Genomic DNA, 26,028 nt, shown 5'->3' with positions numbered 1-26,028 from the left:
AGAACCGTGGCCGACGCCCACCGCGTACAGGACCTGCTCGACCAGGCCGTCCGCGCCCACCCCGCCGCGACCGCCGTCCGCGACCGGCACGGCGCCTGGGACTACACCGCCCTCGACCGCGCCGCGCACCGCGCCGCCGCCTGGCTGCGCGGCCGGGGCGTCGCGCCCGGCGACCGGGTGGCCGTACGGCTCGGAAACGTCAGGGAGTTCGTGGCCCTGCTCTTCGGCACGCTCCGGGCCGGCGCGGTCTTCGTCCCGGTCAACCCGGCGATGAAGGAATTCCACGTGCGCTCCGTCCTCGCCGACTGCGCGCCGCGGATCGCCCTGACCGCCCCCGGCGAGGAGCACGCCGTCGCCCCGTACGCGGACTGCCCCGTGCACCCCGTCACCGACCTCGCCCTGCACGCGCCGGAGGCCGCGGTTCCGGACCCGGGGGCCGAGGTTCCGGCCCCGGCGAGCGCGATTCCGGCCCCGGAGGCCACGATTCCGGCCCCGGCGGGGGCAGTTCCGGCCCCGGAGGCCGAGGCCCCGGGCGACGCGGACGACCTGGCGCTGCTCATCTACACCTCGGGCAGCACCTCACGCCCCAAGGCCGTGATGAGCCCGCACCGCGCCACCGTCTTCGCCGCCCGCGCCATCGCCTCCCGGCTCGGCTACCGCGCCGACGACGTGGTGCTCACCGCCATACCGCTCGCCTTCGACTACGGCCTCTACCAGATCTTCCTGTCCGCGCTCGCCGGCGCGGAGCTCGTCCTCACCGACGCCGACGCCCACACCGGGCTCATGGCCACGCTGCACCGGCACGGCGTCACCGTCATGCCGCTGGTGCCCTCGCTCGCCGAGATGCTGGTCCGGCTCGCCGCCCGCGACCGGCGCGGCCCCGCCGCGCTGCGCCTGGTCACCAACACCGGGGCCGACCTGACGCCGCCGCTGATCGCCGCGGTGCGCGGAGCGTTCCCCTCGGCGCGGGTCGTGCCGATGTTCGGCATCACCGAGTGCAAGCGGGTCACCATCCTCGAACCCGACGGCGACCTGGCGCGCCCCCGCTCCGTGGGCCGCCCGCTGCCCGGCACCGAGGTGCTCATCCTCGACGAGCGGGGCCGCCCCCAGCCCCCGGGCGCGGCGGGCGAGATCGTCGTGCGCGGCCCCCACGTCATGGCCGGCTACTGGCGGGCCCCGGAGCTGAGCGCCCAGCGCTTCCGCACCGACCCGGCCACCGGCGAACGGGTCCTGCACACCGGCGACTACGGCCACCTCGACGAGGACGGACACCTGTACTTCCACGGCCGCCGCGACGACATGTTCAAGCGGCGCGGGGTGCGGATGAGCGCGCTGGAGATCGAGGCCGCGGCCCTCGACATCCCCGGCGTGCGCGGCGCGGCCGTGCTGCCCCCGGGTGAGGGCCGCGAGCTGACGCTGTTCGCGGTCTCCGCCCTGGAACCGAAGGAGATCATCGCCCGGCTCGGCGAACGCCTGGAGGCGGCGAAGGTGCCGCCCCACTGCCGCCTCCTGGATCGGCTGCCGCTGACCGCGAACGGCAAGACGGACAAGAACGCCTTGGCGGCCATCGTCGAACACGTCACCCAGGGCGAACAGTTGACGGCAGCGGCCTGACGCAGCCCCACCCCCGCACACCCATCCCGTTCACGACCGACACACGACCGACTCACGACCGACCGAAGGAGCAGGAACATGGCCACCCCGACATCCGCGAGCACGGCGAGCGCCCCCTGGGACCCCGGCTTCGAGGAGGTGCTGCGCGGCGCGCTGCGGCTGCTGAGCCCGGACGATGTGCTGGCCCCCGACACTTGCCTGTCCACCGCCGGGATGGACTCGATGTCCACCATCGACACGCTGATGCGCCTTGAGGACCGCTACGACGTCGCTTTCCCCGACGACGCCCTCACCGGCGAGACGTTCGCGACGCCCGGCTCCCTGTGGACGGTCCTGAGCGAGCTGCGGACGCAGAGCTGATGCGCGTCCTGTTCACGGTGTCCGACTGGCCGAGCCACTACTACCCGATGGTGCCGCTCGGCTGGGCGCTGCAGGCGGCCGGGCACGAGGTCCGGGTCGCCTGCGCCCCCTCGCAGCGCGACCCGGTCCGGCAGGCGGGTCTGCTCCCCGTGCCGCTGGCCGAGCCGCCGATGGACATGCTGACGCAGAACCGGCTGTGGAACTACTGGGCGGCCAAGGCCGGCGGTTGGCCGCACGCCCACCTGCCGCCGGACCCCGTGACGGGCCGGCCACTGGCCTCCCTCGACGACTTCGACTTCGCCGCCTTCCGCGCCGAACGCCGGGAGCACAACCTGCGGGCCGCCGCGGCCGCGCACGACGCGGTGGTCGCGTACGCCCGTGACTTCCGCCCCCACCTGGTGGTGCACGACCGGCTCAGCCCGGAGGGCGTGCTCGCGGCGCGGGTCCTCGGCGTGCCGTCGGTGCTGCACCTGTGGGGCCCGCACGGCACGGCGGAGCCGGAACCGGAGCTGAGCGCGATGCCGGGCGACCCGTCGGGGTCGTTCCCGCGGTACGGCGTGGGAGAGTGGAGCCCCGACCTGATCGAGTACGTGATCGACCCCTGCCCGCCGGGCATGCGCCCCCCACTCGGCCCCGGGGTCACCCGCCTGCCCGTGCGATACGTCCCCTACAACGGCGCCCGCTCGGCCCCCGCCGCGCCGCCCGTGAAGAAGGCCGGGCGCACCCGCGTCTGCCTGGCCTGGGGCAACTCCCTCAGCCGCGCCTACGGCCAGGCCGCCCACGTGCTGCCCGGACTCGTCGAGGCCCTGCGCGCACCCGACCGCGAACTGCTGCTGCTCGCACCCCCGGACGACCTGCCCGCCCGCCCGGGCCCCGGCGTGACCGTGCTGGAGGACTACCCGCTCCACCTGGCCCTGCGCGGCTGCGACGCGGTGGTCCACTACGGCGGCGCGGGCTGCACCATGACGGCGATGCAGGCGGCGGTACCGCAGGTCGTCGTGCCGTTCTCCCCCGACCTCGCCCTCAACGCCCGCCGCGTCACCGAAGCCGGCGCGGCCCGCACAGTCCCCGCCCACACCAAGGAGCTGTACGCCCGAGTAGCCACCACCGTCACCACCCTCCTCACCACCCCACCCCACACCACCGCCGCGCGAAAACTAGCCCAACAAAACGACTCAGCCCCCACCCCAGCCCAACTGGCCACCCACCTGGAGACCGCCCTGGCGTCGCACCGAACAGCGGCATAGACCGCCCAACCCACTCCCCCGCAGGTCAGACGGCCTTTCGCCGGACGCATCAGACGTTGAAGCGAAATGTCTGCCGCCCAATCCTAACGTGCGACAGAGCCCCCTCCAGGGCTCTGACCTGGGGTTTCTTGGTTGGCCTGCGTTGGCTTCCGACGGCCGTTTACGGGTGTCCTGCGGACTGGCTGCGGACTGGCCGGGCGGGCGGAGGCCGAGAAATCCATGGCGCACCGGCGGGACCGGCAAGGAGACTGCCCAGGTGAGCGACCGCTACCCCTGCCCATGCTGCGGGCACCGCGTGTTGGGCGAGATGCCCGGCTCATACGAGATCTGCCCCGTCTGCTTCTGGGAGGACGACGGGGTCCAGTTCCGCTGGCCGACCATGGACGGCGGCGCGAACAAGGTCTCCTTGGTAGCGGCCCAGCGGAACTACCAGGACTTCGGCGCCTGCGACGCGCACGGCCGCCGGTACGTCCGCCCACCGGCCGAGGACGAGCCGCTCGACCCCGCCTGGCGCCCCATCGATATGACCCGGGACTCCTTCGAGGACTGGGCAGCCGAGGACTGCGCCCCGTGGCCCGAGGACCTCTCGGTGCTCTGCTGGTGGATCCCCACTTTCTGGCGCCGGGACCATTCCGCGTCATGACCTCCCACATCGAGACACTCGTCCAGCAACTCGACGGCGAGGCCGACGCGTCCTACGACGCCCGCGCGGAGCTGATCTGGATCGGCGTCGACGCCATACCCACCGTCATCGACGGCCTGCCTTCCCTCGGCGGTTTCGGTCAGCTGACCGCCATCGAGGTCTTCGAGGAGGTGGGCGATCCCCGTTGCGGCCCCGGCCTCATCGGCCTGCTGGACAGCGACAACCCGACCGTCCGCGAATGGGCGGCCACGGCCCTGGCGAGCCTGGAGATCGACGGCGCCATCGAGCCCCTGCGCCACGCCTATCGCGCCTGCCTGGAACTGGCGACCCCTCCGGACTGGACCGAGTCTGCCGGCATCCGCTGGGCCCTGACCGAACTCGGGGCACGCACCCCCGTCGCCCCGCCGCTCACCGCGCGCCTACGACCCACCACTGCGGACAACGCCCTCGGCTGGCCTTCAGCCCACTTCCCCGAGATCATCAACGACCTGGCCGACCACGCCCAGGTGATCCTCTACTCCCAATTCTGGCGAGTGGACGCCGGCCGCACGTACGGCGTCTCCGGCCCCGCCCTGGACTGGGAATTCGACTGGACCGCGCCCTGGGAGCACCTGGTCGAGGAGTCCCGCACCTGGTCCCTGCTAGAAGCCTCAGAAGCCCCCACCGGCGACAACATCTTCGTCGCCCCCACCTGGATTGACCGTACCGACCTGCACCCGGAGAGGTGAACGATGCCGTCCCAGCAGCCCGAGGAGATCGGCTACGGCTATGTCATCGAGCGCTACGCGGCAAGGAAGGACTCGGGCCACGCGCGCTACCTCGTCCTGAAAAGTGGTCGAATCCTGCGGCTCGAGTGGCCTCATGCCGAACGTTTCGCCCATCACCTCATCGACGACGCGGCCACGATCACCGATGCCGAGTTGGAAGCCCTCCTCGGCTACGAGTGGCGCTCACGCCTCGCCGCCGCCTGGCTGATCGGCGTCGACCGCCGCGAACGGTTCCGGGAACGTGTCGGCGACCTGCTCCTGGCCAGCGAGTTCTGCTTCTCCGGCCGTGCCTACTGCTTCGCGCTGGCCCGCTTCGGCACCCATGCGGACGCCGAGATCCTCACCGCCTACCTCGACCACTACATCCCCCGCACCGACCTTCGCTGCGACCAGCCCGCCGCCCTCGGCGCCCTCCTCCGCCTCGACGCCCACCTCGGCACCCACCACGCCGACCGCTTCACCCAGCCCGACGACCCCTGGGACCAGTGGATCAACGCCCTGGCCCACCTCCGCGACCACCCCGGCTACACCCCCATGGGGCGGCGCCACTCGACGGACCTCCAGTGCGAGTTCTCCAACGGCTGGACCCGGCCGTAGCCGCTGCGCCCGCCCTCAATCCGAACGCGATCACGGCCGCAGCAGCCGAGCCTGCGCGCCTGTGCCCACCGGTCGTGCTGCCCAAAGATCCTGACAGGAGCCTCGCTTAAGTACGGCGAACATCCGGCGCGTCAGTGAGCAGCATGCCGGTCGGTTGGAGCGATTCCACCTCCGTCGCGGTGATGTCGTCCTGGCGCGCCACGGAGAGCCGGGGCGAGCCGCTGTGTCATGACGTAGTCGAAGCCCAGGCGGATGGCGTTGGCACATCAGAGGCCATGAGGACGATGGGAACAGGGAGGGAGCGCAGGATGCCGGTGACCTGCCTGAGCCCCTGGTCCGCTCCCGGGACCGCTGTTCGGCGTAACTGATAGTTTATGGAGATCGCATCCTGGTGGGGGGAAAGCCGCCGGGGCTTGGAGATCAGGAAGACAATGCGCATTGCCCAGATCCTCGACAAGATCGACTCCGGTGACATCGCCCTGCCAGAATTCCAGCGCGGATACGTGTGGACCCGCGACCAGGTGCGCGGATTCTTCCAGTCGCTCTACCGTAGTTACCCTATCGGCGGCTTTCTCACCTGGGGCACCAAGGCTGAAAGCACACAGACCAGAGGGGGCCGGATCGACAGGGACGGCACTGTGAATCTTCTGCTGGACGGGCAGCAGCGAGTGACCACTCTCTATGGAGTGACCCGCGGTCGGCCTCCCCATTTCTTCGAAGGGAACCCGGCAACGCTGACGGGGCTGCACTTCAACCTGGATACGGAGACGTTCGAATTCTACGCACCGGCGAAGATGAAGGACAACCCCTTGTGGTTGGACGTCACCTCCCTCCTTCGCAACGGTCTGAGCACCTACCTGCAGGCGGTGAACCAAATGGCCGACGGGGACACCGAGGTAATGTCGGCCTACATCGAACGTCTGAACCGCATCACCCAGATCATGGAGCGAGAGGTCCATATCGACGAAGTCACAGGTGAGGACAAGACCATCGATGTCGTCGTCGAAATCTTTAACAGGGTTAATTCTGGAGGCACCAAGCTCTCCAAAGGCGATCTGGCTCTGGCTGCGATCTGCGCCTCGTGGCCGGAAGCCCGGCCGACGATGAACGAGGCCCTGACGACTTGGTCCGCAGCAGGGTTCGACTTCAAGCTCGACTGGCTGTTGCGCAATGTCAACGTGGTACTCACTGGCGAGGCACAGTTCTCGAAACTCTCAGAAGTCGGAGTCCCCGCCTTCCGGACCGGCTTGAAAGCGACCATCGACTCCGTCGACTACATGCTCAACGCGCTGGGAGGACGGCTGGGACTCGACCACGGAAGGGTCCTCGGTGGCCGGGGCGCCTTTCCTGTCATGAGCCGTCTGCTCCACATTCACGACGGAAGATTCCCTGACGGGACGACCCGCGACCGGCTCTTCTACTGGTATGTCCACAGCTTCCTGTGGGGCCGTCACACGGGAGCGACGGAAACTGCCCTCAATCAGGATCTGCAGGCGCTCGACGACGGCGGAGTCGACCTGCTCATCGACGTGCTGCGACGCAGCCACGGCGGCCGGCTGCAGGTGAGCCCCGACGACTTCGCGGGTGCCAGCATGGGATCGCGCTTCTACCCCCTGCTGTACATGCTCACGCGGGTCCACGGAGCGCAGGATCTGGACAGCGGGGTACCGCTGCGGGACGGCATGCTGGGCCGACTGAACTCCCTGCAGGTGCACCACATCTTTCCCAAGGCTCGCTTGCGCGCGTATGGGTACAGCCGCGCCGAGATCAACGCAGTGGCCAACTTCTGCTTCCTCACGCAGGACACCAACCTACGGGTCGGGGCCAAGAATCCCGCAGAGTACCTTCCAGAGATCACGATGCGTATGCCGGGCGCGCTGGAATCCCAGTGGATCCCAGTGGAACCGGAACTATGGCGAATCGAAAACTACCTGGAGTTCCTGGCCGCGCGTCGTGAACTCCTGTCATACGCCGCAAACGACTTCTTGGACGCACTCCACAATGGCCCAGCCCCTGTGGATTTCGTCTCTCCCTCACGCTCCGGCCTTCCCCGTACTGCCGTGGAGGTGGCCGAACCAACCTCGTTCGACGACGTCCCCGGCCTCGCGGCGCTCCTGCAGGAAGTCCAGGAAGCGGGATTCGCGGCGCCCGACCTGGACAGCGAGGTGGTCGATCCAAGTACGGGGGAGGCGATCGCCATCGCCACCGCCTACTGGCCTCATGGTCTCCAAGAGGAGGTGGGCGGGTCTGTGGTCCTGGCCATCGACACGACACCCGCAGAGCAGGCAGCGATGGAAGCGAGCGACTATCGCGTCTTCCACAGCGCCGACGCCCTGCGCCGGTACGTCAGGAACATGCGCGCCGAGCACGCATCAACGTGACCTGAGACAGACGAGAACAATCTTCACGGGACGCCGGGTGAAGCCACAGTGGTGCCGCGCCCGGCGCTCCCTCCACAGCGACGGACCTCCAGGTCGCCGAACCCCGGCATCCGCCGAAAAAACCTGGAGCTCCATCGCCAACCCTGAGCACCCCTGAAAAGCCGGCTCATGGTAAGGACGAAGGGGGTGGACTCAATCGAGTCCACCCCCTCCTGACCTGTGTGTTTGCCACGTGAGCGACGTGATGTCACTTCATCCGCTCACACGTTGAAGCGGAACTCCACCACGTCGCCGTCCTGCATCACGTAGTCCTTGCCCTCCATGCGGGCCTTGCCCTTGGCGCGGGCCTCGGCGACGGAGCCGGTCTCGACTAGGTCGTCGAAGGAGATGACCTCGGCCTTGATGAAGCCCTTTTGGAAGTCGGTGTGGATGACGCCGGCGGCTTCGGGGGCGGTGGCGCCCTGGGGGATGGTCCAGGCGCGGGATTCCTTGGGGCCGGCGGTGAGGTAGGTCTGGAGGCCGAGGGTGCGGAAGCCGACGTGGGCGAGGGTGGCGAGGCCGGGTTCTTCCTGGCCTACGGACTGGAGGAGTTCCAGGGCCTCGTCCTCGTCGAGTTCGGCGAGGTCCGCTTCCAGCTTGGCGTTGAGGAAGATGGCCTCGGCGGGGGCGACGAGGGCGCGCTGCCGCGCCTTGAAGTCGTCGTCGGTCAGCTCGTCCTCGTCGACGTTGAAGACATAGAGGAAGGGCTTGGTGGTCAGGAGGTGCAGGTCGTGCAGGAGCTCGGTGCGCTTCGAGCCCTGGACGATGCCCTGGGAGAAGAGGGTGTCGCCCCGCTCCAGGATCTCCTTGGCCTCCTCGACGGCCTTGACCTTCGGGGCGATGTCCTTCTTGATCCGCGACTCCTTCTGGAGGCGGGGGAGGACCTTCTCGATGGTCTGGAGGTCCGCGAGGATCAGCTCGGTGTTGATGGTCTCGATGTCGTCCTTCGGGGAGACCTTGCCGTCCACATGGACGACGTTCTCGTCCTTGAAGGCGCGGATGACCTGGCAGATCGCGTCCGATTCGCGGATGTTCGCGAGGAACTTGTTGCCCAGACCCTCGCCCTCGGAGGCGCCGCGCACGATGCCGGCGATGTCGACGAAGTCGACCGTGGCGGGCAGGACCTTCTGGGAGCCGAAGACCTCCGCGAGCTTGTCGAGGCGCGGGTCGGGGACCCCGACGACGCCGACGTTGGGCTCGATGGTGGCGAACGGGTAGTTGGCCGCCAGCACGTCGTTCTTGGTCAGGGCGTTGAACAGGGTCGACTTGCCGACATTCGGCAGACCGACGATTCCGATCGTGAGCGACACTTGGCGACTTCCCGTGGCGAGAATGTGTAAAGGGACCGGCCCGCGCGGGGCCGGTCAACCAGTCTACGGGCCCGCGCCGCACCCCCGCCCCGGGCGGGCGAACGGTCGAACAGAGACCCAAGGTGGCTTAATCGGCGTGTCCAACGCCGGATTCTTCCCACTTTTCGCCCTACGTTGGTGAAGTGGAGCAACCCAGCACGCGTACCCCGCACCGCAGCGATCGCCGCGCGTCCGCCGTGCCGCGCCCCGCCGCACCCGCGGCTCCGGGAGCGGCGGGGCCGACGGGGGCCGACGAGCCCAGTGGCGAGAGCGCAACCGTCTACCGCGCGCAGTCCCGGCCGCCGCCGCCCATCGCGGCGACCGCCGCCGCGCTGTCCCGGCTGCCCGGCCCGCGCCTGACGGCGCTCGGCAGCGGGCTCCTCGCCACCCTCACGATGCTGCTGGTCGGCTTTCTCGACGCCCTGCTGCTGGACGGCGCCCCGGGCGTCTACGGGGTGTTCTTCGTGCTGACCGCCGCCGCCTGCGCGCTGTGGGTACGCCCCGCCGACCTGATGATCGCCCCGGTCGGCGTCCCCATCGCGTTCGCCGTGGGGGCCATCGCCATCAGCGACGACTCGGGCGGCACCGGCGGACGGATCATGAGCGTGGTCACCGCGCTCGCCGTGCACGCCGGGTGGCTCTACGCGGGCACGGTGCTGGCCGTGCTCATCGTGTGCGTACGCAGGGCGGCGCTGGTCAGCCGGCAGCACCGGGAGCGGCGGCAGGCCCGTCGGAACCAGCGTCAGCCGCGGCAGCAGCGGCGGCAGCCATCGCAGCCCCCACAATCCCCGCACTGTTCTGAAGCTGAGCAGGCACGATCTCAGCCCTGACGCCCTTGATCAGCGGCACGAACTTCTCCGCCTTGCGGCTCACCCCGCCGCCGAGCACGAACAGCTCCGGCGAGAAGAGCATCTCCACGTGCTCCAGATACTTCTGGAGCCGGTGCGCCCAATGGTGCCAGCTCAGGCCCTCCTCGTCCTTGGCCCGGGTCGAGGCGTGCGTCTCCGCGTCGCGGCCGTCCAGCTCCAGATGGCCCAGCTCGGTGTTGGCGACCAGCTTGCCGTCGGTGAAGACCGCGCTGCCGATGCCCGTACCGAGAGTGAGCACGATCACCGTGCCGTAGTGGCCGCGGCCCGCGCCGAAGTGCACCTCCGCGAGGCCCGCCGCGTCCGCGTCGTTCAGGAGCGTCACCGGGACGCCGAGCCGCTCGCGCAGCGCCGTCGCCGCGTCGAGGCCGATCCAGCTCTTGTCGACATTGGCCGCCGAACGCGTCCACCCGTCGACCACGACCCCCGGGAACGTCGCGCCGATCGGGCCCGACCATCCGAAGTGGCCCACGACCTCCTCGACGCCGTCGATGACCGCCTCGGGGGTGGCCGGGTGCGGGGTGAGCACCTTGTAGCGGTCGTCCGCCAGCTCCCCGCGCACCAGGTCCACCGGGGCGCCCTTGATGCCCGACCCGCCGATGTCCACACCGAATACCTTCATGGACACGAGGCTAGGCCCGGACAAGCACCTTCACCCCTTGGACCCGTCGGAAAGGGACGCCGCCTCCGCGCGCAGGTCGCGGCGGAGCTCCTTGGGGAGCGAGAAGGTGATGCTCTCCTCCGCGGCCGTGACGATCTCCACGTCGCCGAAACCGCGCTCCGCCAGCCACTCCAGCACGCCCTGCACCAGGATCTCCGGCACGGACGCGCCCGAGGTCACGCCGACCGTCGAGACGCCCTCCAGCCACGCCTCGTCGATCTCGGCGGCGAAGTCGACCAGATGCGCGTCGCGGGCGCCCGCGCCCAGCGCCACCTCGACGAGCCGCACGGAGTTCGAGGAGTTCTTGGAGCCGACGACGATCACCAGGTCGGCGGCGGCGCCCATCTGCTTGACCGCCGTCTGGCGGTTCTGCGTCGCGTAGCAGATGTCGTCGCTCGGCGGCGAGATCAGCTTCGGGAAGCGCTCCTTGAGCGCGTCGACCGTCTCCATCGTCTCGTCGACGGAGAGCGTGGTCTGGGAGAGCCAGACCACCTTGGACTCGTCGCGCACCTGGACGTTCTTCACGTCCTCCGGGCCGTCGACCAGCGTGATGTGCTCGGGCGCCTCGCCGCTCGTCCCGATGACCTCCTCGTGGCCCTCGTGGCCGATGAGGAGGATGTCGTAGTCGTCGCCGGCGAACCGGACGGCTTCCTTGTGGACCTTGGTGACCAGCGGGCACGTGGCGTCGATGGTCGCCAGATTGCGCCGCGCGGCCTCCTCGTGGACGACCGGGGCCACGCCGTGCGCGGAGAAGATCACAATGGCGTTCTCGGGCACTTCCGCCGTCTCGTCGACGAAGATCGCGCCCTTCTTCTCCAGGGTCTGCACGACGTATTTGTTGTGGACGATCTCCTTGCGCACGTACACCGGCGCGCCGTACTGCTCCAGCGCCTTCTCGACGGCGATGACGGCACGGTCCACGCCCGCGCAGTAGCCCCGGGGGGCGGCGAGCAGGACCTTGCGAGCTGTCGTAGCAGTCATGCCATCCATCGTACGGGCCTTGCCAGATGGCGCGATCACCCTGTGGACAACCCCGCGGACGGGCCCGTTCCGGCGTGTCGCGACACGCCTCAGCCATCCCGAGTACGAGCGCCCCGGCCCATTCGGGTGCGAGGGCCCCGGCTCGGGTGCGACCCGCCTTACCCGCCCCGAGGTACGAGCACCCCGGCCGCCCGAGTACGAGCGTCCCGCCCCGGACACGGCGCCCAGGCATCTCGGCTACGAGCGCCCCGGCGCGCCCCAAGCGTCCGGCGCGCCGCCTTGGCCGAAGGTGAGGCACGATCATCTCCGACAAGGGACGATCAACGCCGATCACCACGAAAACACCGGACCGACGAGGGGGCACACCCCATGACCACCACGCCGACAGGCTCGACGGCCCCCGCGGGCGAGGACGGCGCGCTGCGCCGGACGCTGTCCTTCCGGGACCTCGTCGTCTACGGACTGCTCTTCATCGCCCCCATGGCCCCGGTCGGCATCTTCGGGACCCTGGAGGCGAAGTCGCACGGCGCGATCGCCACCGTCTACATCGTCGCGACGATCGCGATGGCCTTCACCGCCTACTCGTACGCGCAGATGGTGCGCGTGGCGCCGCAGGCCGGGTCGGTCTTCACATACGCGCGCGTGGGGCTCGGCGAGGGCGCCGGGTTCATCGCCGGCTGGATGGCGATGCTCGACTACCTGCTGATCCCGGCCGTGGCCTACCTCTTCTCCGGCATCGCCATGCACGCCCTGGTGCCGTCCGTGCACCAGTGGGTGTGGACGGCGATCGCGGTGGTCGTGACGACGCTGCTGAACCTGTGGGACGTACGGGCCGCCGCGGTCGTCGGCGCGGCGGTGCTGGCCCTGGAGATCGTGGTGCTGGTGGTCTTCGTCGCCGCGGCGCTGTACGAGCTGATCGCGCACGGCGCCCAGCGCGGCTGGGCGGTGCCGTTCACCGGCGAGGGCTCCTTCTCGATGACCGCGGTCCTCGCGGCCGTCTCGGTCGCGGTCCTCTCCTACCTGGGCTTCGACGCGATCGCCTCGTTCGCGGAGGAGGCCGCGGGCGGCTCCGCGCGGGTCGCGAAGGCCGTGATCACCTGCCTGGTCATCGCGGGCGTCCTGTTCGCCGTGCAGACGTACCTGGCGGGCCTGCTGGCCCCGATGACGGCCGCCGAACTGGCCGCGAACCCCGCCGAGCAGGGGGACGCGTTCTACGGCACGGTCGACTCGGCAGTCGGCGGCTGGCTGCACGACCTCGTGGCGACCAGCAAGGCGATCGGCGCGGCCTTCGCGGCGCTCGCGGGGCAGGCGGCGGCCGGGCGGCTGCTGTTCGCCATGGCCCGCGACCGGCGGCTGCCGGGCGTGATGTCGAAGGTCGACGCGGGGAGCGGCGTGCCGCGCCGCGCGCTGCTCGGCGCGGCCGTCGTGACGCTGATCGCGGCGGTGTGGGCGGCCCGCCGCGACGACGGCCTCGACCACCTGTCCTCGATCGTGAACGTCGGCGCGCTGACCGCCTTCGGCCTGCTGCACGCCTCGGTCATCGGCTGGTTCTGGATCCGCAAGCGGTCCCAGAACCCGAGCCTGCTCGGCCACGTCCTCGTACCGCTGCTGGGTCTCGCGGTGGTGGTCGCGGTGATCGTCGAGGCGTCGGCCACGGCCCAGGTCGTGGGGGCCGTCTGGCTGGCGGTGGGGCTGGCGGTCCTGGCGTTCCAATACCGCGGACGCCGCCAGGTTTAACAGCTTCCTGCCCACTGATAGCGGGCCGATAGCGGGCAAGCTCGCCCGCGCCCCCTCGGCGCCGGCGGCGGCCGTCCGTTGTCAGTGGGCGCCGATAGCCTGGGGCGCATGGCTCTCAACACGTCCGCGGACGCGCCGATCCCCGTCGGTGAGGTGTCGCGGCTGATCGGCGGATGGATCGACCGGCTCGGGGCCGTATGGGTCGAGGGGCAGATCACGCAGTTGTCCCGGCGGCCGGGGGCCGGGGTGGTGTTCCTGACGCTGCGCGACCCGTCGTACGACATCTCGCTGACCGTCACGTGCTACCGCGCGGTCTTCGACAAGGTGGCCGACATCGTCTCGGAGGGCGCGCGCGTCGTCGTGCACGCCAAGCCGGAGTGGTACGCGCCGCGTGGCCAGCTCTCGCTGCGGGCCGCCGAGATCAAGCCGGTCGGGGTGGGCGAGCTGCTCGCGCGGCTGGAGCAGCTCAAGAAGGCGCTGGCCGCCGAGGGGCTGTTCGCGGCCGACCGGAAGCGCCCGCTGCCGTTCCTGCCGCAGCTCATAGGGCTGGTCTGCGGGCGCGCCTCGGCCGCCGAGCGCGACGTGCTCGAAAACGCCCGGCTGCGCTGGCCCGCCGTGCGCTTCGAGATCCGCAACGTGCCCGTCCAGGGCGTGCACGCGGTCCCGCAGGTCATGGCCGCGGTCAAGGAGCTGGACGCGCTGCCCGAGGTGGACGTCATCGTCGTGGCGCGCGGCGGCGGCAGCGTGGAGGACCTGCTGCCGTTCTCCGACGAGCAGTTGGTACGGGCGGTGGCCGCGTGCCGTACGCCCGTGGTGTCCGCCATCGGGCACGAGCCCGACTCCCCGCTCCTCGACCTGGTCGCCGACGTGCGCGCCTCGACGCCCACCGACGCGGCGAAGCGGGTGGTGCCGGACGTGGGCGAGGAGCAGGCCGGTATCCAGCAACTGCGCGAGCGGGCGCTGCGCTGCGTCGGCGGGTTGCTGGACCGCGAGGAGCGCGGGCTGGCCTCGGCGCTCGCGCGGCCCGTCATACAGCGCCCGCACCGCATGATCGACGAGCGCGAGGAGCAGGTCGCTGCGGCGCTGGAGCGCGGCCGGCGCACCCTGGGGCACCTCCTGGACCGCGCCGACTCCGAGCTGGCGCACACCCTGGCGCGGGTCGTGGCCCTCTCGCCCGCGGCGACGCTCCGGCGCGGCTACGCCGTGCTGCAGCACGCGGACGGTTCGGTGGTGCACTCCCCCGAGGACGTGGTGGCGGACGAGGAGCTGCGGGCGCGGGTCGCGGAGGGCGAGTTCGCGGTGCGGGCCGTTGTCACACCCCCCGCTTAGGCTGGTTCCCATGGCGACGACGCGCGAGAAGACCGACGACTCCACTCTCGGCTACGAGCAGGCCCGGGACGAGTTGATCGATGTGGTGCGGCGCCTGGAGGCGGGCGGCACCTCCCTGGAGGAATCGCTCGCCCTGTGGGAGCGCGGCGAGGAGCTGGCGAAGGTCTGCCGCCGCTGGCTCGACGGGGCGCGCGCCCGGCTGGACGCCGCGCTGGCGCAGGCCGACGGTGACGAGGACGGCGAGGCGGCCGAGGCCGGCGCGTCGGGCGACGCGGAAGCCCCCGGCTGGCAGGACTGAGCGGGCCTCCCGGCCTCCGCGCCGGTAGAGACCGAATCAGTACGTGCCGCGTGAGCGCGCACGGCATCGGCGCGGGTGGCGTGCCCGTGTAGCGCGCCCGTACGGCAGGGCGTCGCGTTACGCCCGTACGCGGTCGGCATCGCGCCCGTACGGCAGCCCGCCCGCGCGAAGACACCCACCGCCCCCTGCGGCGCCACCGCCGTACCGCGCCATGCCCTGACGCGTGTGAACCGGGGCACACCCCTCCAGTATTAGTTGAAGATTAATCTATTAGGGGTACAGTGGTCCGTGACAGCTCGAAGCCGCACGCAACAGAAGGTGTTCACCGCATGACTCTCGTCCTCGACGCCGCCGCTCAGGATCTGCTCTTCCGTGAGGCCCGTACTGCCAACACCTTCACCGACGAGCCGGTGACCGATGAGCAGATGCAGGCCATCTACGACCTGTTCAAGTACGCCCCGACCGCGTTCAACCAGTCGCCGCTGCGCATCGTGCTGGTCCGCTCCGAGGAGGCCCGCGAGCGCCTCGTGTCGCACATGGCCGAGGGCAACCAGGCCAAGACCCGGACGGCCCCGCTGGTGGCGATACTCGCCGCCGACAACGAGTTCCACGAGGAGCTGCCGGCGCTCTTCCCGCACTTCCCGCAGGCCAAGGACGTCTTCTTCGCCGAGCGCCCCGTTCGCGAGTCCGCCGCCGCGCTGAACGCCTCGCTGCAGTCCGCCTACTTCATCCTCGGCATCCGCGCCGCCGGCCTCGCGGCCGGCCCGATGACGGGCTTCGACGCCGCGGGCATCCAGAAGGAGTTCCTGGACGACGACCACACCCCGCTGATCGTCGTCAACATCGGCAAGCCGGGCAAGGACGCCTGGTTCCCGCGCTCCCCGCGCCTCTCGTACGACCAGGTCGTCCAGACCGTCTGAGGCAGCGCCGCGACAGAGCGGAGCCGCAGAGAGCAGAAAGCCGCGGCACAGAAGCAGAGCCGCGGCTGAGATGCAGAGATATCTGCTGAGATGCACAGAGATGTCTGAGGTCGCCCGGCGCGAGCCGGGCGGCACCCCCCTCAGACCTGCCGCTCCCCCGGCGGCAGCCCGGTGGCCGTCGTGTTCAGGCCGAGTCGCGCGAGTCCGGAGTCCCGTCCGGCTTCGTCTTCGTCTTCTCGGCCTTGAGCGCGGCGGCCATCCGCGTGAGCTGCCCGTGCGGCGCCGTCCCCGTGACCACCGTCGTCACGCCGCGCTCCGTGCGCACCAGCGCGTCGTACTTCTCGCCCTCGTAGAGGTCCCACGTCGCGCCGTCGACGCGCTCGGTCTTACCGGTCTTCGCCGCCTGCCGGGTGACGCTGTCGATGAACACCGCCGACGGGCCGTCGCTCTGCTCGACCGCCACGTACTGCTTCTCGGGGTCGAGGAAGCCCAGGTGCCACGCCGCGCCCTCCTTGCCGTCCCCGTCGTACGAGACCGAGGTGGCCCGCCAGCCCTCCGGCAGGCCGACCGGGGCCGCCACCGGGTACGGGGCCGCGCGCCGGGCGGTGTCGAGTTCGACGCGGTAGCTGACCGTCTTGATCGGGTCGTTGTGCTGGTCGTGCGGGATGAACACATAGCTGACCACCGCGACGGGAACGATCACCGCCAGCGACAGAATCATGTTCCGCACCGTCTGCTTCTTAGCGCTTCTGCCTGCCACCCGCCCATAGTCCCTCATGCCCGCTCCGGCCGGGACACCGGCCCAGTGCGGGGCCGCCGGACCGCCTCGAGTGGGGCCGCCACGCCGCCCCCGCGCCCCCGCCGCACGCACCCTTCGCACTCGGCGCGTTCGCCACTCTCCGTGGCGCTCATGCGTAGGGCGCTCTGCTCACATTGGCAATCAACCGATAAAGTCATCACACCCTCACTTAACGGCCGTCGCCGTACAGAAAGGTGCGCTCCGTTGACCGAACATCACTTGCCGTCTCCCCTTGAGGTCAGCCCCGAGGCCCCGGACCGCAACCTCGCGCTGGAACTCGTCCGGGTCACCGAGGCGGGCGCCATGGCCTCGGGCCGCTGGGTCGGCCGCGGCGACAAGAACGGCGCCGACGGCGCCGCCGTCAGGGCCATGCGCGCGCTCATCGGCACCGTCTCCATGAACGGCGTCGTCGTCATCGGAGAGGGCGAGAAGGACAACGCGCCCATGCTCTACAACGGCGAGCGCGTCGGCGACCTCACCGGCCCGGAGTGCGACGTGGCCGTGGACCCCGTGGACGGCACGACGCTGACCGCCAAGGGCATGGCCAACGCCGTGTCCGTGCTGGCCGTGGCCGAGCGCGGCACCATGTTCGACCCCTCCGCGGTCTTCTACATGGACAAGCTCGTCACCGGTCCGGACGCCGCCGACTTCGTCGACATCAACGCGCCGGTCGGCGTCAACATCCGCCGGATCGCGAAGGCGAAGCGGTCCTCCCCCGAGGACGTCACGGTCGTGGTGCTCGACCGGCCGCGCCACGAGGGCATCGTCAAGGAGATCCGCGAGGCGGGCGCCCGCATCAAGTTCATCGCGGACGGCGACGTGGCCGGCGCGATCATGGCCGTGCGCGAGGGCACCGGCGTGGACCTGCTGCTCGGCGTCGGCGGCACGCCCGAGGGCATCATCACCGCCTGCGCCATCAAGTGCCTGGGCGGCACGATCCAGGCCAAACTGTGGCCCAAGGACGACGCGGAGCGGCAGCGCGCCATCGACGCCGGCCACGACCTGGACCGGGTGCTCCAGACGGAGGACCTGGTCAGCGGGGAGAACGTGTTCTTCGTCGCCACCGGGATCACGGACGGCGATCTGCTGCGCGGGGTGCGGTACCGCGCCGAGACGGCGACCACGCAGTCGCTCGTGATGCGGTCCAAGTCGGGCACGATCCGGCAGATCGACTCCACCCACCGGCTCTCGAAGCTCCGCGCCTACAGCCAGGTCGACTTCGAGCGCCCCAGCTAGCGGCGCGGGCTGACGCCCCGTCGGCGCGGCGGTCGTCGGCCCTCCGCGCCCGGCTACGGCCGCCTCACGCCCGTACGAGCTTCCGCGACCGTACGGCCCGCGGCACCGTACCCCCGCGCCCCTCGCCGTACGCCGCCGCGCACCGGTTCCGGACGGCACCACGGGCCGGGCCCCGCCGTCGTGTGCGGCGGGGCCCGGCCCGTAACGCGGCCGCCGGTCAGCCGGCGGCGGCGACCCTCGTGGCGCGCTGGAGCTCCGCCTCGCGGCGGCGCCTGCGGGCCAGTACGACGCGGCGCTCGGCCGCGGTCAGCCCGCCCCACACTCCGTAGGGCTCGGGCTGCAGCAGTGCGTGTTCCCGGCACTCGACCATGACCGGGCAGCGCGCGCAGACCCGCTTGGCGGCTTCTTCGCGCGAAAGCCGGGCTGCCGTGGGCTCCTTGGAGGGAGCGAAGAACAGTCCGGCCTCATCCCGACGGCATACCGCCTCCGAGTGCCAGGGGCCGGCCTGATCCCGGGGATGAATCCGCTGGGACGGTACGGCGGCGTCCTGCAGGGGCTGATGCGGTTGCAGCACGGTCTACTCCTGACGACGGCTTGACCGATTGAGTCACCCTTGCCCGCCTCCCTGCGTACGACAACGCACATCCCCAGTCCGTACGCGAGACGATGTGCACCAAGCCTTACCCGCTGTGCGTGGGCTTATGCACACCGTTGCCTTCGCGACCGGCACGGCGCGCGCGGCGTGCGTTCCGCTTGTGCTCGATATCCGTTCGACCGCTGGTCGAGGCGGGTTCGCCGCTCGTTCGGCGGCGGTTCGCCGGAGCGTGGAGCGGCCGGCGGGGGCCGCCGGGGCCGGTCGAGCCGGTCATTTCCGCAGGTTCTTCAGGCGCTTGCCGCGCTTGGTCTTGGCCTCGGCGCCGCCGAATATCGCGAACCCGGTGATGACGACGACGGGCGCGTCGGGGTCGGTCGCCTCCTGGCTGACGACGTCGAAGCCGCCGAAGATGCCTGTACCCGCGCAACGCACCGAGATGTTCTCGGGGACCTTGATCTCCACGCCGCCGAAGATCGCGGTGACGTTGATGACGATCTCCTGCTGGTCGAAGACCGCCTCGGTGAGGTCGATCTCGACGCCGCCGAACACGGCGAAGGCGTTGGTGCGCCGCCCGACGCGCCAGCGGCCCTTGCGGGTGGCGCCGCCGAAGACGGCGATGAGGTTCTCGGCGGCGGTGTTGGTGCGGGAGTGCGGCGGCGGGTCGTAGGGGGCGCTCGCGGCCGGCTCCGGGCGGTCGGCGCGCCGGCCGGCGGCGGTCGGCAGGTCGCGGACGATCGGCTCCAGTTCGCCCAGCGTCCTGGCGCCGTAGACCGAGCCGATCCGCTCGGCGTGCTCGTCGGCCGTGAGCCGCCCCTCGGCCAGGGCCTCGCGCAGGATGTCCGCGACCCGGTCGCGGTCGGCGTCGGAGGCGCGGTACTCCCCGTCACCCGCCGGTTCGGCCACGGCCGCCGGGCGCGCCGCCGGCCGCCCCTCGGGCGAGGGCCCCTTCTGGAGCCGGACCGCGGGCCCGTCCTCGGAAGGGGGCGCGGTCGGCCGCTCCGGCTGCTGGGGTCGCTTTTCGAGCGAAGACTCATCCACGGGCAACAGGGTAGCGAAACGCGATAGATCGCGACAGTCTGAACCCGGCGCCCTACTGAGCCTTACCTCACAGCCCTCCCCCTCCCGCCGGGTTCTACTCTGGTGGGCGCTGCCGAGGACGTCAGCTTTCGCAGTCTGCCGAGTGAGGAATGGCCGCAATGCCCCCTGTCCCTGAGTTCTCCTACACGGATCTGCTCCCCCTGGGTGAGGACGACACTCCGTACCGTCTCGTCACCTCGGAGGGCGTGTCCACCTTCGAGGCGGACGGCCGTACGTTCCTCAAGGTCGAGCCGGAGGCGCTGCGCAAGCTCGCGGCCGAAGCCATGCACGACATCTCGCACTATCTGCGCCCCGCCCACCTGGCGCAGTTGCGGCGCATCCTGGACGACCAGGAGGCCAGCGCCAACGACCGCTTCGTCGCACTGGACCTGCTCAAGAACGCCAACATCGCGGCGGCCGGGGTGCTGCCGATGTGCCAGGACACCGGCACCGCGATCGTGATGGGCAAGCGCGGGCAGAACGTGCTGACCGAGGGCGGCGACGAGGCGGCGCTGAGCCGCGGCATCTTCGACGCGTACACGAAGCTGAACCTGCGGTACTCGCAGATGGCCCCGCTGACCATGTGGGACGAGAAGAACACCGGGACCAACCTGCCGGCCCAGATAGAGCTGTACGCGACCGACGGCGGCGCGTACAAGTTCCTCTTCATGGCCAAGGGCGGCGGCTCCGCCAACAAGTCCTTCCTCTTCCAGGAGACGAAGGCCGTCCTCAACGAGGCGAGCATGATGAAGTTCCTGGAGGAGAAGATCCGCTCGCTGGGCACGGCCGCGTGCCCGCCCTACCACCTGGCGATCGTCGTCGGCGGCACCAGCGCCGAGTACGCGCTGAAGACCGCGAAGTACGCCTCGGCGCACTACCTCGACGAGCTGCCCGCCGAGGGCTCCCCGGCCGGGCACGGCTTCCGCGACCAGGAGCTGGAGCGGAAGGTCTTCGAGCTGACGCAGAAGATCGGCATCGGCGCGCAGTTCGGCGGCAAGTACTTCTGCCACGACGTACGGGTCGTGCGGCTGCCCCGGCACGGCGCGTCCTGCCCGGTGGCCATCGCCGTCTCCTGCTCCGCCGACCGCCAGGCCGTCGCGAAGATCACCGCGGAGGGCGTCTTCCTGGAGCAGTTGGAGCGGGACCCGGCGCGGTTCCTGCCGGAGACCACCGACGCACAGCTCACCGAGGGCGCCGGGCCGGATCTGGAGGCCGTACGGATCGACCTCGACCGGCCGATGGACGAGATCCTCGCCGAGCTGACCAAGCACCCGGTCAAGACCCGGCTGTCGCTGACCGGCACGCTGGTCGTCGCCCGCGACATCGCGCACGCGAAGATCAAGGAGCGGCTGGACGCGGGCGAGGAGATGCCGCAGTACTTGAAGGACCACCCGGTGTACTACGCGGGGCCGGCCAAGACGCCCGAGGGGTACGCGTCCGGGTCCTTCGGGCCGACGACGGCGGGCCGGATGGACGCGTACGTGGCGCAGTTCCAGGCGGCGGGCGGCTCCAAGGTGATGCTCGCCAAGGGCAACCGCTCCGGTCAGGTCACCGCCGCGTGCGAGGCGCACGGCGGCTTCTACCTCGGCTCGATCGGCGGGCCCGCGGCCCGGCTCGCGCAGGACTGCATCAAGAAGGTCGAGGTCCTGGAGTACGAGGAGCTGGGCATGGAGGCGGTCTGGCGGATCGAGGTGGAGGACTTCCCGGCGTTCATCGTGGTGGACGACAAGGGCAATGACTTCTTCGCCGACCCGGCGCCCGAGCAGCCGTTCGTCACCAGCATCCCGGTCCGCCAGGGGTCGTGACGTACGCCCGTCCCCGGCTCGGACAGCGATTCCGGGCCGGGGACGGGCGGCGCGCTACACGAACCTCTGGTGCGCCGAGCCGTCGCACTTCTGGAGCCGCAGCGGGTCCTTGGCCGCCGCGAGGGTGAGGCACAGGCCGGGTGCGGCGGCCGGCCGGATGGCGCCAGCGGACTCGGTGAACTTCTGATTCGCCTCGCCGTGGCAGTTCCACAGCACCAGGGCGGCCCCGGCGTCGTACTTCCCGCCGGGCACGTCCAGGCAGCGGTCCTGGGTCAGCGCGGTGTGCACGGAGCCGCGCTCCGGGTCGTACCACCAGCTCTGGTTGCGCTGCCCTGCGCAGTCCCAGCCGCCGACCTCGGTGCTGTTACGGCTGCTCGCGCCGTACGCGTCGAGGCAGGTGCCGGTGGCCGCGTTCTTCAGCGGCCGGTACGCGTCGTCCCAGGCGCCCTTGTAGAGCTTGGGCTTGCCCGTGGAGGCCGGGTCGGCGCAGCCCGCTTCGCGCCGGCCGGACTCGTAGAGCTGGGTGAGGCAGGAGGCGAAGGCGGCGTGGCCGCGCGCGTTGGGGTGGAAGGACTGCCGGACGGAGTTCGAGTCCGGCGGGAAGGGGTTCGTGAGGTCGACGTGGAGGCCGCGCGCCCAGGTGTCCTCCATGCAGACCTCGTGGCCGTGGAAGAGCCGCGAGTTGTCCAGGTAGAGGGCGCCGGTGTCCTGGGCGGCCTTCCGCATGCCGCGTTCGAAGGCGGGGACGGCGGTGTTCCGGCCCCAGGCGGCGTCGGAGGTGTAGCCGGTGCAGCCGCCCGGCAGCTTGCCGGGGTAGCGGGGGTTGTCCTCGACGTCGGGGCCGATGGGGCTGGGGTAGCCCATGACGACGAGTTTGTAGTCGCCCTCCGCGTAGCCCGCGTTCGTCATGGTGGTGCGCAGGTCCCGTACGGTCTTCTCGACCTTGGGCACCAGGCCGTCGACGCGGGCCTGCCACCCGGGCCGGTACTTGGGCTCGCAGGCGCCCTGGAGGGTGAACCAGCGGACGACGCAGTCGGTCATGACCGGGCCGAACTGGAGGTCGTCGTTGGCGCCGGCGACCAGCAGCACCATCTTGATCCGCGTGTTGCGGGCCTTGATGGCGAGACTGTCGCTCTGCACCAGTTCGTCCGGGTACTGCTTGCTCCCGCCGATGACGATGTTGCCGGTGTACGCGCCGGAGCAGGAGACGTTGTACGTGACGTCGGCCGGGATGCCCGTGCGGTGGATGGCCGCGTCGGGCGAGCGGTGGCACCAGTTGTCGGGCCCGTCGGTGCCAGGTTCGTACGTGCCGACGCCCTCGCCGGAGATCTCGCTGTCGCCGAGCGAGATGAGCGAGGACTTGCGCTGGTCCAGGGGGCGCTCGGCGGGGTCGCCGTAGAGCTCGGCGGCCTCGGCCGCCCGGATCTTCTCCAGGTCCGGGGGCAGGGGCGTGGCGGCCGAGGCGCGGGCGGGCGCGGCCTGGGCGCCGGGCGCTGCCTGGGCGCCGGGAGCGGTCGCGGCCATGCCGCCGAGCGCCGCCGCGAGTGCGGCGACGGCCGCGACGGCGCACCGCGTCCTGGGTCTGCTGCGTCGTTGCATGGAGCCTCCCCGGTCTCAGTCGTCGCTCCGGTATTTACTGGCAAGTAGTGGTGTTGGGGAACACCGCGAACCAGACAAACGCTCTTCTTCACAGGAGGTGGCTGACGATGGCCGACCAAGGCAGTGACAGCTCCCGCGACGAGCACGGGGACGCTTACCGGATCGAGCACGACTCCATGGGCGAGGTGCGGGTGCCCGCGCACGCCAAGTGGCGGGCGCAGACCCAGCGCGCCGTGGAGAACTTCCCCATCAGCGGAGCGCGTCTGGAACGGGCCCATATCGAGGCGCTGGGCCGTATCAAGGCCGCCGCCGCCAAGGTCAACGCCGAGCTGGGCGTCGTCGAGCGGGACGTGGCGGACGCCATCGCGGCCGCGGCGGGCGAGGTCGCGGAGGGCCGCTGGGACGACCACTTCCCCGTGGACGTCTTCCAGACGGGCTCCGGCACCTCGTCCAACATGAACGCCAACGAGGTCATCGCGACGCTGGCCACCGAGCGGCTCGGCCGCGACGTGCACCCCAATGACCATGTGAACGCCAGCCAGTCCTCGAACGACGTCTTCCCCTCCTCCATCCACATCGCCGCGACCGCGGCCGTCACCCGCGACCTGATCCCCGCCCTGGACCAGCTCGCCGGGTCGCTGGAGCGCAAGGCCGAGGAGTTCGCGGAGACCGTCAAGTCGGGCCGTACGCACCTGATGGACGCGACCCCGGTCACCCTGGGCCAGGAGTTCGGCGGTTACGCGGCCCAGGTCCGCTACGGCGTGGAGCGGCTGCGCGCCGCCCTGCCGCGGCTGGCCGAACTGCCGCTGGGCGGCACCGCCGTGGGCACCGGCATCAACACCCCGCCCGGCTTCTCCGCGGCGGTGATCGCGGAGGTCGCCGGGGCCAGCGGGCTGCCGCTGACGGAGGCCCGCAACCACTTCGAGGCGCAGGGCGCGCGCGACGGGCTGGTGGAGGCCAGCGGGCAGCTCCGGACCATCGCGGTGGGCCTCACGAAGATCTCCAACGATCTGCGCTGGATGGCCTCGGGGCCGCGCACGGGGCTGGCCGAGATCGCGCTGCCGGATCTCCAGCCGGGCTCGTCGATCATGCCGGGGAAGGTCAATCCGGTCATCCCGGAGGCCGTGCTGATGGTGGCGGCCCAGGTGGCCGGGAACGATCTGACCGTCGCCACGGCGGGCGCCGCCGGCAACTTCGAGCTCAATGTGATGCTCCCGGTGATCGCCAAGAACTTCCTGGAGTCCGTCCGGCTGCTGGCCAACGCGGCGCGGCTGCTGGCCGACCGCACGGTCGACGGGATCACCGCCAACGCGGAGCGGGCCCGCGAGTACGCCGAGTCGTCACCGTCCGTGGTGACCCCGCTCAACCGCTACATCGGGTACGAGGAGGCGGCGAAGGTCGCCAAGAAGTCCCTCGCCGAGCGGCGGACCATCCGCGAGGTGGTGCTCGACGGCGGCTATGTGGAGCGCGGGCTGCTGACCCTGGAACAGCTCGACGAGGCCCTCGACGTGCTGCGCATGACGCGGCCGTAGCCGGGCGGGGCCGGGACGCGCGTGCGGCGCAGATCACGGACGGCCGGCGGGGGCGGCACCTAAGATCTGTGCATGACAGCGGAGACGATGGAGACGACGGGAACGGCGGACACCGCGCACTGGGCGGCGGGGGAGCACATTCTGTGGCGCTACCGCGACAACGCCTGTGATCGCATCCACATCTGCCGCCCCGTCACCGTCGTCCGGGACACCGACGAGCTGTTGGCGGTGTGGATGGCGCCCGGCACCGACTGCGTCAAGCCGCTGCTCGCCGACGGCACGCCGGTCCACCGCGAGCCGCTGGGCACGCGCTACACCAAGCCGCGGACGACCACGCGCTCGCGCTGGTTCGGCACCGGGGTGCTCAAGCTCGCCCGGCCGGGCGAGCCGTGGTCGGTCTGGCTGTTCTGGGAGCGCGGCTGGCGCTTCAAGGACTGGTACGTGAACCTTGAGGAGCCGCTGACCCGCTGGGCCGGGGGTGTCGACTCCGAGGACCATTTCCTCGACATCTCGGTCTACCCGGACCGCAGTTGGGAATGGAAGGACGAGGACGAGTTCGAACAGGCGCAGCGGGTCGGCCTGATGTCGCCGGCCAAGGCGGACCGGGTACGGGCCGCGGGGCGCTCGGCGGTCGAGATGATCCACGACTGGGGCCCGCCGTTCTCGGCGGGCTGGGAGGACTGGCGCCCGGACCCGGCCTGGACCGTGCCGGAGCTTCCGGCGGACTGGGACCGCGCCCCGGCGCGCGTCCAGGCGTGAGCCTCTTGCTGCGTCCCCGCACGGCAACCGTAGGATCGTCCTCCGGAACCCCGTGCGGGAGCGGAGCGCATGTGCGAGCACGGGCAACTCTCGAACGACGCACGGCATTTGACGAGCGGCCGACAAGGGCCACAAGCGGTCACAGAAGGGGCGGAGCCGTGAGCGGTGACGACAACCAGGGGTATGACGGATATGCCCGCGCGGGCCTGGACCGCACCGGCCAGGCCGAGGCGTTCGACGCCATCGGCGACCGCTACGACGACGCCTTCCCGCACAAGGAGGGGCAGCTCGCGGCGGGCGACTGGCTGGCGTCGGCGCTGCCGCCCGGCTCCCGCGTCCTCGACCTCGGCTGCGGTACGGGCCTGCCCACGGCCCGCCGGCTGAGCGAGGCGGGCCACGAGGTGGTCGGCGTCGACATCTCCCCCGGCATCCTCAAGCTCGCGCGCGACAACGTGCCCGGCGCCCAGTTCCACCAGGCGGACATCGCCGACCTGCGGGACCACCGGCTCGGCAGCTTCGACGGCATCGCCGCCTTCTTCACCCTGCTGATGCTGCCGCGCCCGGAGATCCCGTACGCGCTGCGGATGCTGCACGGCATGCTGCGGCCCGAGGGGCTGCTGGCGCTCGGCATGGTGGAAGCCGACGTGAACGATTTCTCCATTCCGTTCCTCGGCCACACCATCCGGGTATCCGGTTACCTGAGGGACGAACTGCGCCGAGTCGTGCGTGACGCGGGTTTCGATGTCGTCGGGGAAGACTCCCACGCGTACGCCCCGGCCAGCACGGATGTACCCCCCGAGATCCAGCTCTTCCTCAATCTGCGACGCGCCTGACACT

At 70.8% G+C, this 26,028-nt stretch carries 23 protein-coding genes and 1 pseudogene; 17 read left to right on the top strand and 7 right to left on the bottom strand.

Going from position 1 to position 26,028, the window contains the following annotated elements:
- Window positions 1-6 precede the first annotated feature (6 nt).
- From IF55_RS19075 to IF55_RS19045, 7 genes are all read left to right on the top strand, one after another.
- The gene (locus IF55_RS19075) at window positions 7-1,614 is read left to right on the top strand and encodes a class I adenylate-forming enzyme family protein (RefSeq protein ID WP_030878051.1); all 1,608 of its coding nucleotides are present in this window, start codon (window positions 7-9) and stop codon (window positions 1,612-1,614) included.
- A gap of 78 nt (window positions 1,615-1,692) precedes the next feature.
- Window positions 1,693-1,974: a phosphopantetheine-binding protein gene (locus IF55_RS19070; protein WP_037963410.1), complete on the top strand. Its 282-nt coding sequence runs from the start codon at window positions 1,693-1,695 to the stop codon at window positions 1,972-1,974.
- Entirely contained in the window at window positions 1,974-3,221 is a 1,248-nt protein-coding gene (locus tag IF55_RS19065) for a nucleotide disphospho-sugar-binding domain-containing protein (RefSeq protein WP_030878044.1), read from the top strand. The genes IF55_RS19070 and IF55_RS19065 overlap by 1 nt, the downstream gene beginning before the upstream one ends.
- Before the next feature lie 256 nt (window positions 3,222-3,477).
- Window positions 3,478-3,864 carry a CPCC family cysteine-rich protein gene (locus IF55_RS19060; RefSeq protein ID WP_030878041.1) on the top strand — a complete coding sequence of 129 codons (387 nt, stop codon included), beginning with the start codon at window positions 3,478-3,480 and terminating at the stop codon, window positions 3,862-3,864.
- The gene (locus tag IF55_RS19055) at window positions 3,861-4,592 is read left to right on the top strand and encodes a HEAT repeat domain-containing protein (protein WP_030878039.1); all 732 of its coding nucleotides are present in this window, start codon (window positions 3,861-3,863) and stop codon (window positions 4,590-4,592) included. Before IF55_RS19060 ends, IF55_RS19055 begins: the two co-directional genes overlap by 4 nt.
- A 3-nt stretch (window positions 4,593-4,595) precedes the next feature.
- Window positions 4,596-5,228 carry a DUF6000 family protein gene (locus tag IF55_RS19050; RefSeq protein ID WP_030878036.1) on the top strand — a complete coding sequence of 211 codons (633 nt, stop codon included), beginning with the start codon at window positions 4,596-4,598 and terminating at the stop codon, window positions 5,226-5,228.
- A 374-nt stretch (window positions 5,229-5,602) separates the two neighbouring features.
- Window positions 5,603-7,609 carry a GmrSD restriction endonuclease domain-containing protein gene (locus IF55_RS19045; RefSeq protein ID WP_211270007.1) on the top strand — a complete coding sequence of 669 codons (2,007 nt, stop codon included), beginning with the start codon at window positions 5,603-5,605 and terminating at the stop codon, window positions 7,607-7,609.
- A gap of 260 nt (window positions 7,610-7,869) precedes the next feature.
- Here the strand turns inward: IF55_RS19045 and ychF are convergent, their stop codons facing one another.
- Complete coding sequence (ychF, locus tag IF55_RS19040) at window positions 7,870-8,958, bottom strand: redox-regulated ATPase YchF (RefSeq protein ID WP_030878030.1); 1,089 nt, start codon at window positions 8,956-8,958, stop codon at window positions 7,870-7,872.
- A 434-nt stretch (window positions 8,959-9,392) separates the two neighbouring features.
- Here ychF and IF55_RS41475 point away from each other — a divergent pair.
- Window positions 9,393-9,632: pseudogene (locus IF55_RS41475) on the top strand (DUF6542 domain-containing protein); the annotation flags it as partial.
- A gap of 61 nt (window positions 9,633-9,693) precedes the next feature.
- On the opposite strand, the gene ppgK reads toward IF55_RS41475, so the two are convergent.
- Together ppgK and IF55_RS19030 are read right to left on the bottom strand one after the other, a co-directional pair.
- Window positions 9,694-10,485 carry a polyphosphate--glucose phosphotransferase gene (gene ppgK / locus IF55_RS19035; protein ID WP_037963406.1) on the bottom strand — a complete coding sequence of 264 codons (792 nt, stop codon included), beginning with the start codon at window positions 10,483-10,485 and terminating at the stop codon, window positions 9,694-9,696.
- 30 nt (window positions 10,486-10,515) lie between these two features.
- Window positions 10,516-11,514 carry a 4-hydroxy-3-methylbut-2-enyl diphosphate reductase gene (locus IF55_RS19030; RefSeq protein WP_398243249.1) on the bottom strand — a complete coding sequence of 333 codons (999 nt, stop codon included), beginning with the start codon at window positions 11,512-11,514 and terminating at the stop codon, window positions 10,516-10,518.
- 360 nt (window positions 11,515-11,874) lie between these two features.
- Between IF55_RS19030 and IF55_RS19025 the strand changes: the two genes are divergently transcribed.
- From IF55_RS19025 to IF55_RS19010, 4 genes are all read left to right on the top strand, one after another.
- Window positions 11,875-13,242, top strand: a complete 1,368-nt coding sequence (locus tag IF55_RS19025; RefSeq protein WP_030878022.1) for an APC family permease — start codon at window positions 11,875-11,877, stop codon at window positions 13,240-13,242.
- A 108-nt stretch (window positions 13,243-13,350) separates the two neighbouring features.
- A complete protein-coding gene (gene xseA, locus IF55_RS19020) occupies window positions 13,351-14,571 on the top strand; it encodes an exodeoxyribonuclease VII large subunit (protein WP_037963403.1) in 1,221 nt (406 codons plus the stop codon).
- 10 nt (window positions 14,572-14,581) lie between these two features.
- Window positions 14,582-14,869: an exodeoxyribonuclease VII small subunit gene (locus IF55_RS19015; protein ID WP_030878016.1), complete on the top strand. Its 288-nt coding sequence runs from the start codon at window positions 14,582-14,584 to the stop codon at window positions 14,867-14,869.
- Window positions 14,870-15,198: 329 nt separating this feature from the next.
- Window positions 15,199-15,789 carry a malonic semialdehyde reductase gene (locus IF55_RS19010; protein ID WP_030878013.1) on the top strand — a complete coding sequence of 197 codons (591 nt, stop codon included), beginning with the start codon at window positions 15,199-15,201 and terminating at the stop codon, window positions 15,787-15,789.
- Between the two features lie 184 nt (window positions 15,790-15,973).
- On the opposite strand, the gene IF55_RS19005 is transcribed toward IF55_RS19010, so the two are convergent.
- The gene (locus tag IF55_RS19005) at window positions 15,974-16,567 is read right to left on the bottom strand and encodes a DUF4245 domain-containing protein (protein WP_030878012.1); all 594 of its coding nucleotides are present in this window, start codon (window positions 16,565-16,567) and stop codon (window positions 15,974-15,976) included.
- Window positions 16,568-16,792: 225 nt separating this feature from the next.
- On the opposite strand from IF55_RS19005, the gene glpX reads away from it, so the two are divergent.
- Window positions 16,793-17,824 (top strand): class II fructose-bisphosphatase, encoded by a 1,032-nt coding sequence (gene glpX, locus IF55_RS19000; RefSeq protein WP_030878009.1) that lies wholly within the window; start codon window positions 16,793-16,795, stop codon window positions 17,822-17,824.
- Between the two features lie 217 nt (window positions 17,825-18,041).
- On the opposite strand, the gene IF55_RS18995 is transcribed toward glpX, so the two are convergent.
- Together IF55_RS18995 and IF55_RS18990 are read right to left on the bottom strand one after the other, a co-directional pair.
- Window positions 18,042-18,398 carry a WhiB family transcriptional regulator gene (locus tag IF55_RS18995; protein WP_030878007.1) on the bottom strand — a complete coding sequence of 119 codons (357 nt, stop codon included), beginning with the start codon at window positions 18,396-18,398 and terminating at the stop codon, window positions 18,042-18,044.
- A gap of 291 nt (window positions 18,399-18,689) precedes the next feature.
- A complete protein-coding gene (locus IF55_RS18990) occupies window positions 18,690-19,457 on the bottom strand; it encodes a DUF1707 SHOCT-like domain-containing protein (protein ID WP_030878004.1) in 768 nt (255 codons plus the stop codon).
- A 158-nt stretch (window positions 19,458-19,615) separates the two neighbouring features.
- On the opposite strand from IF55_RS18990, the gene IF55_RS18985 reads away from it, so the two are divergent.
- Entirely contained in the window at window positions 19,616-21,301 is a 1,686-nt protein-coding gene (locus tag IF55_RS18985; protein ID WP_106980427.1) for a fumarate hydratase, read from the top strand.
- A 54-nt stretch (window positions 21,302-21,355) separates the two neighbouring features.
- Here the strand turns inward: IF55_RS18985 and IF55_RS18980 are convergent, their stop codons facing one another.
- Window positions 21,356-22,900 (bottom strand): ricin-type beta-trefoil lectin domain protein, encoded by a 1,545-nt coding sequence (locus tag IF55_RS18980; RefSeq protein ID WP_030877998.1) that lies wholly within the window; start codon window positions 22,898-22,900, stop codon window positions 21,356-21,358.
- A 107-nt stretch (window positions 22,901-23,007) separates the two neighbouring features.
- Between IF55_RS18980 and IF55_RS18975 the strand changes: the two genes are divergently transcribed.
- The 3 genes from IF55_RS18975 (at window position 23,008) to IF55_RS18965 (ending at window position 26,024) form a co-directional block, all read left to right on the top strand.
- Entirely contained in the window at window positions 23,008-24,432 is a 1,425-nt protein-coding gene (locus tag IF55_RS18975; RefSeq protein ID WP_030877996.1) for a class II fumarate hydratase, read from the top strand.
- Between the two features lie 72 nt (window positions 24,433-24,504).
- The gene (fomD, locus tag IF55_RS18970; RefSeq protein WP_030877994.1) at window positions 24,505-25,191 is read left to right on the top strand and encodes a cytidylyl-2-hydroxypropylphosphonate hydrolase; all 687 of its coding nucleotides are present in this window, start codon (window positions 24,505-24,507) and stop codon (window positions 25,189-25,191) included.
- 158 nt (window positions 25,192-25,349) lie between these two features.
- Window positions 25,350-26,024: a class I SAM-dependent DNA methyltransferase gene (locus tag IF55_RS18965; protein ID WP_030877992.1), complete on the top strand. Its 675-nt coding sequence runs from the start codon at window positions 25,350-25,352 to the stop codon at window positions 26,022-26,024.
- Window positions 26,025-26,028: the final 4 nt, after the last annotated feature.

The sequence above is a fragment of the Streptomyces varsoviensis genome (assembly GCF_000718635.1).
Lineage (GTDB): Bacteria > Actinomycetota > Actinomycetes > Streptomycetales > Streptomycetaceae > Streptomyces > Streptomyces varsoviensis.
This window is presented reverse-complemented; position numbering and strand designations above follow the sequence as displayed.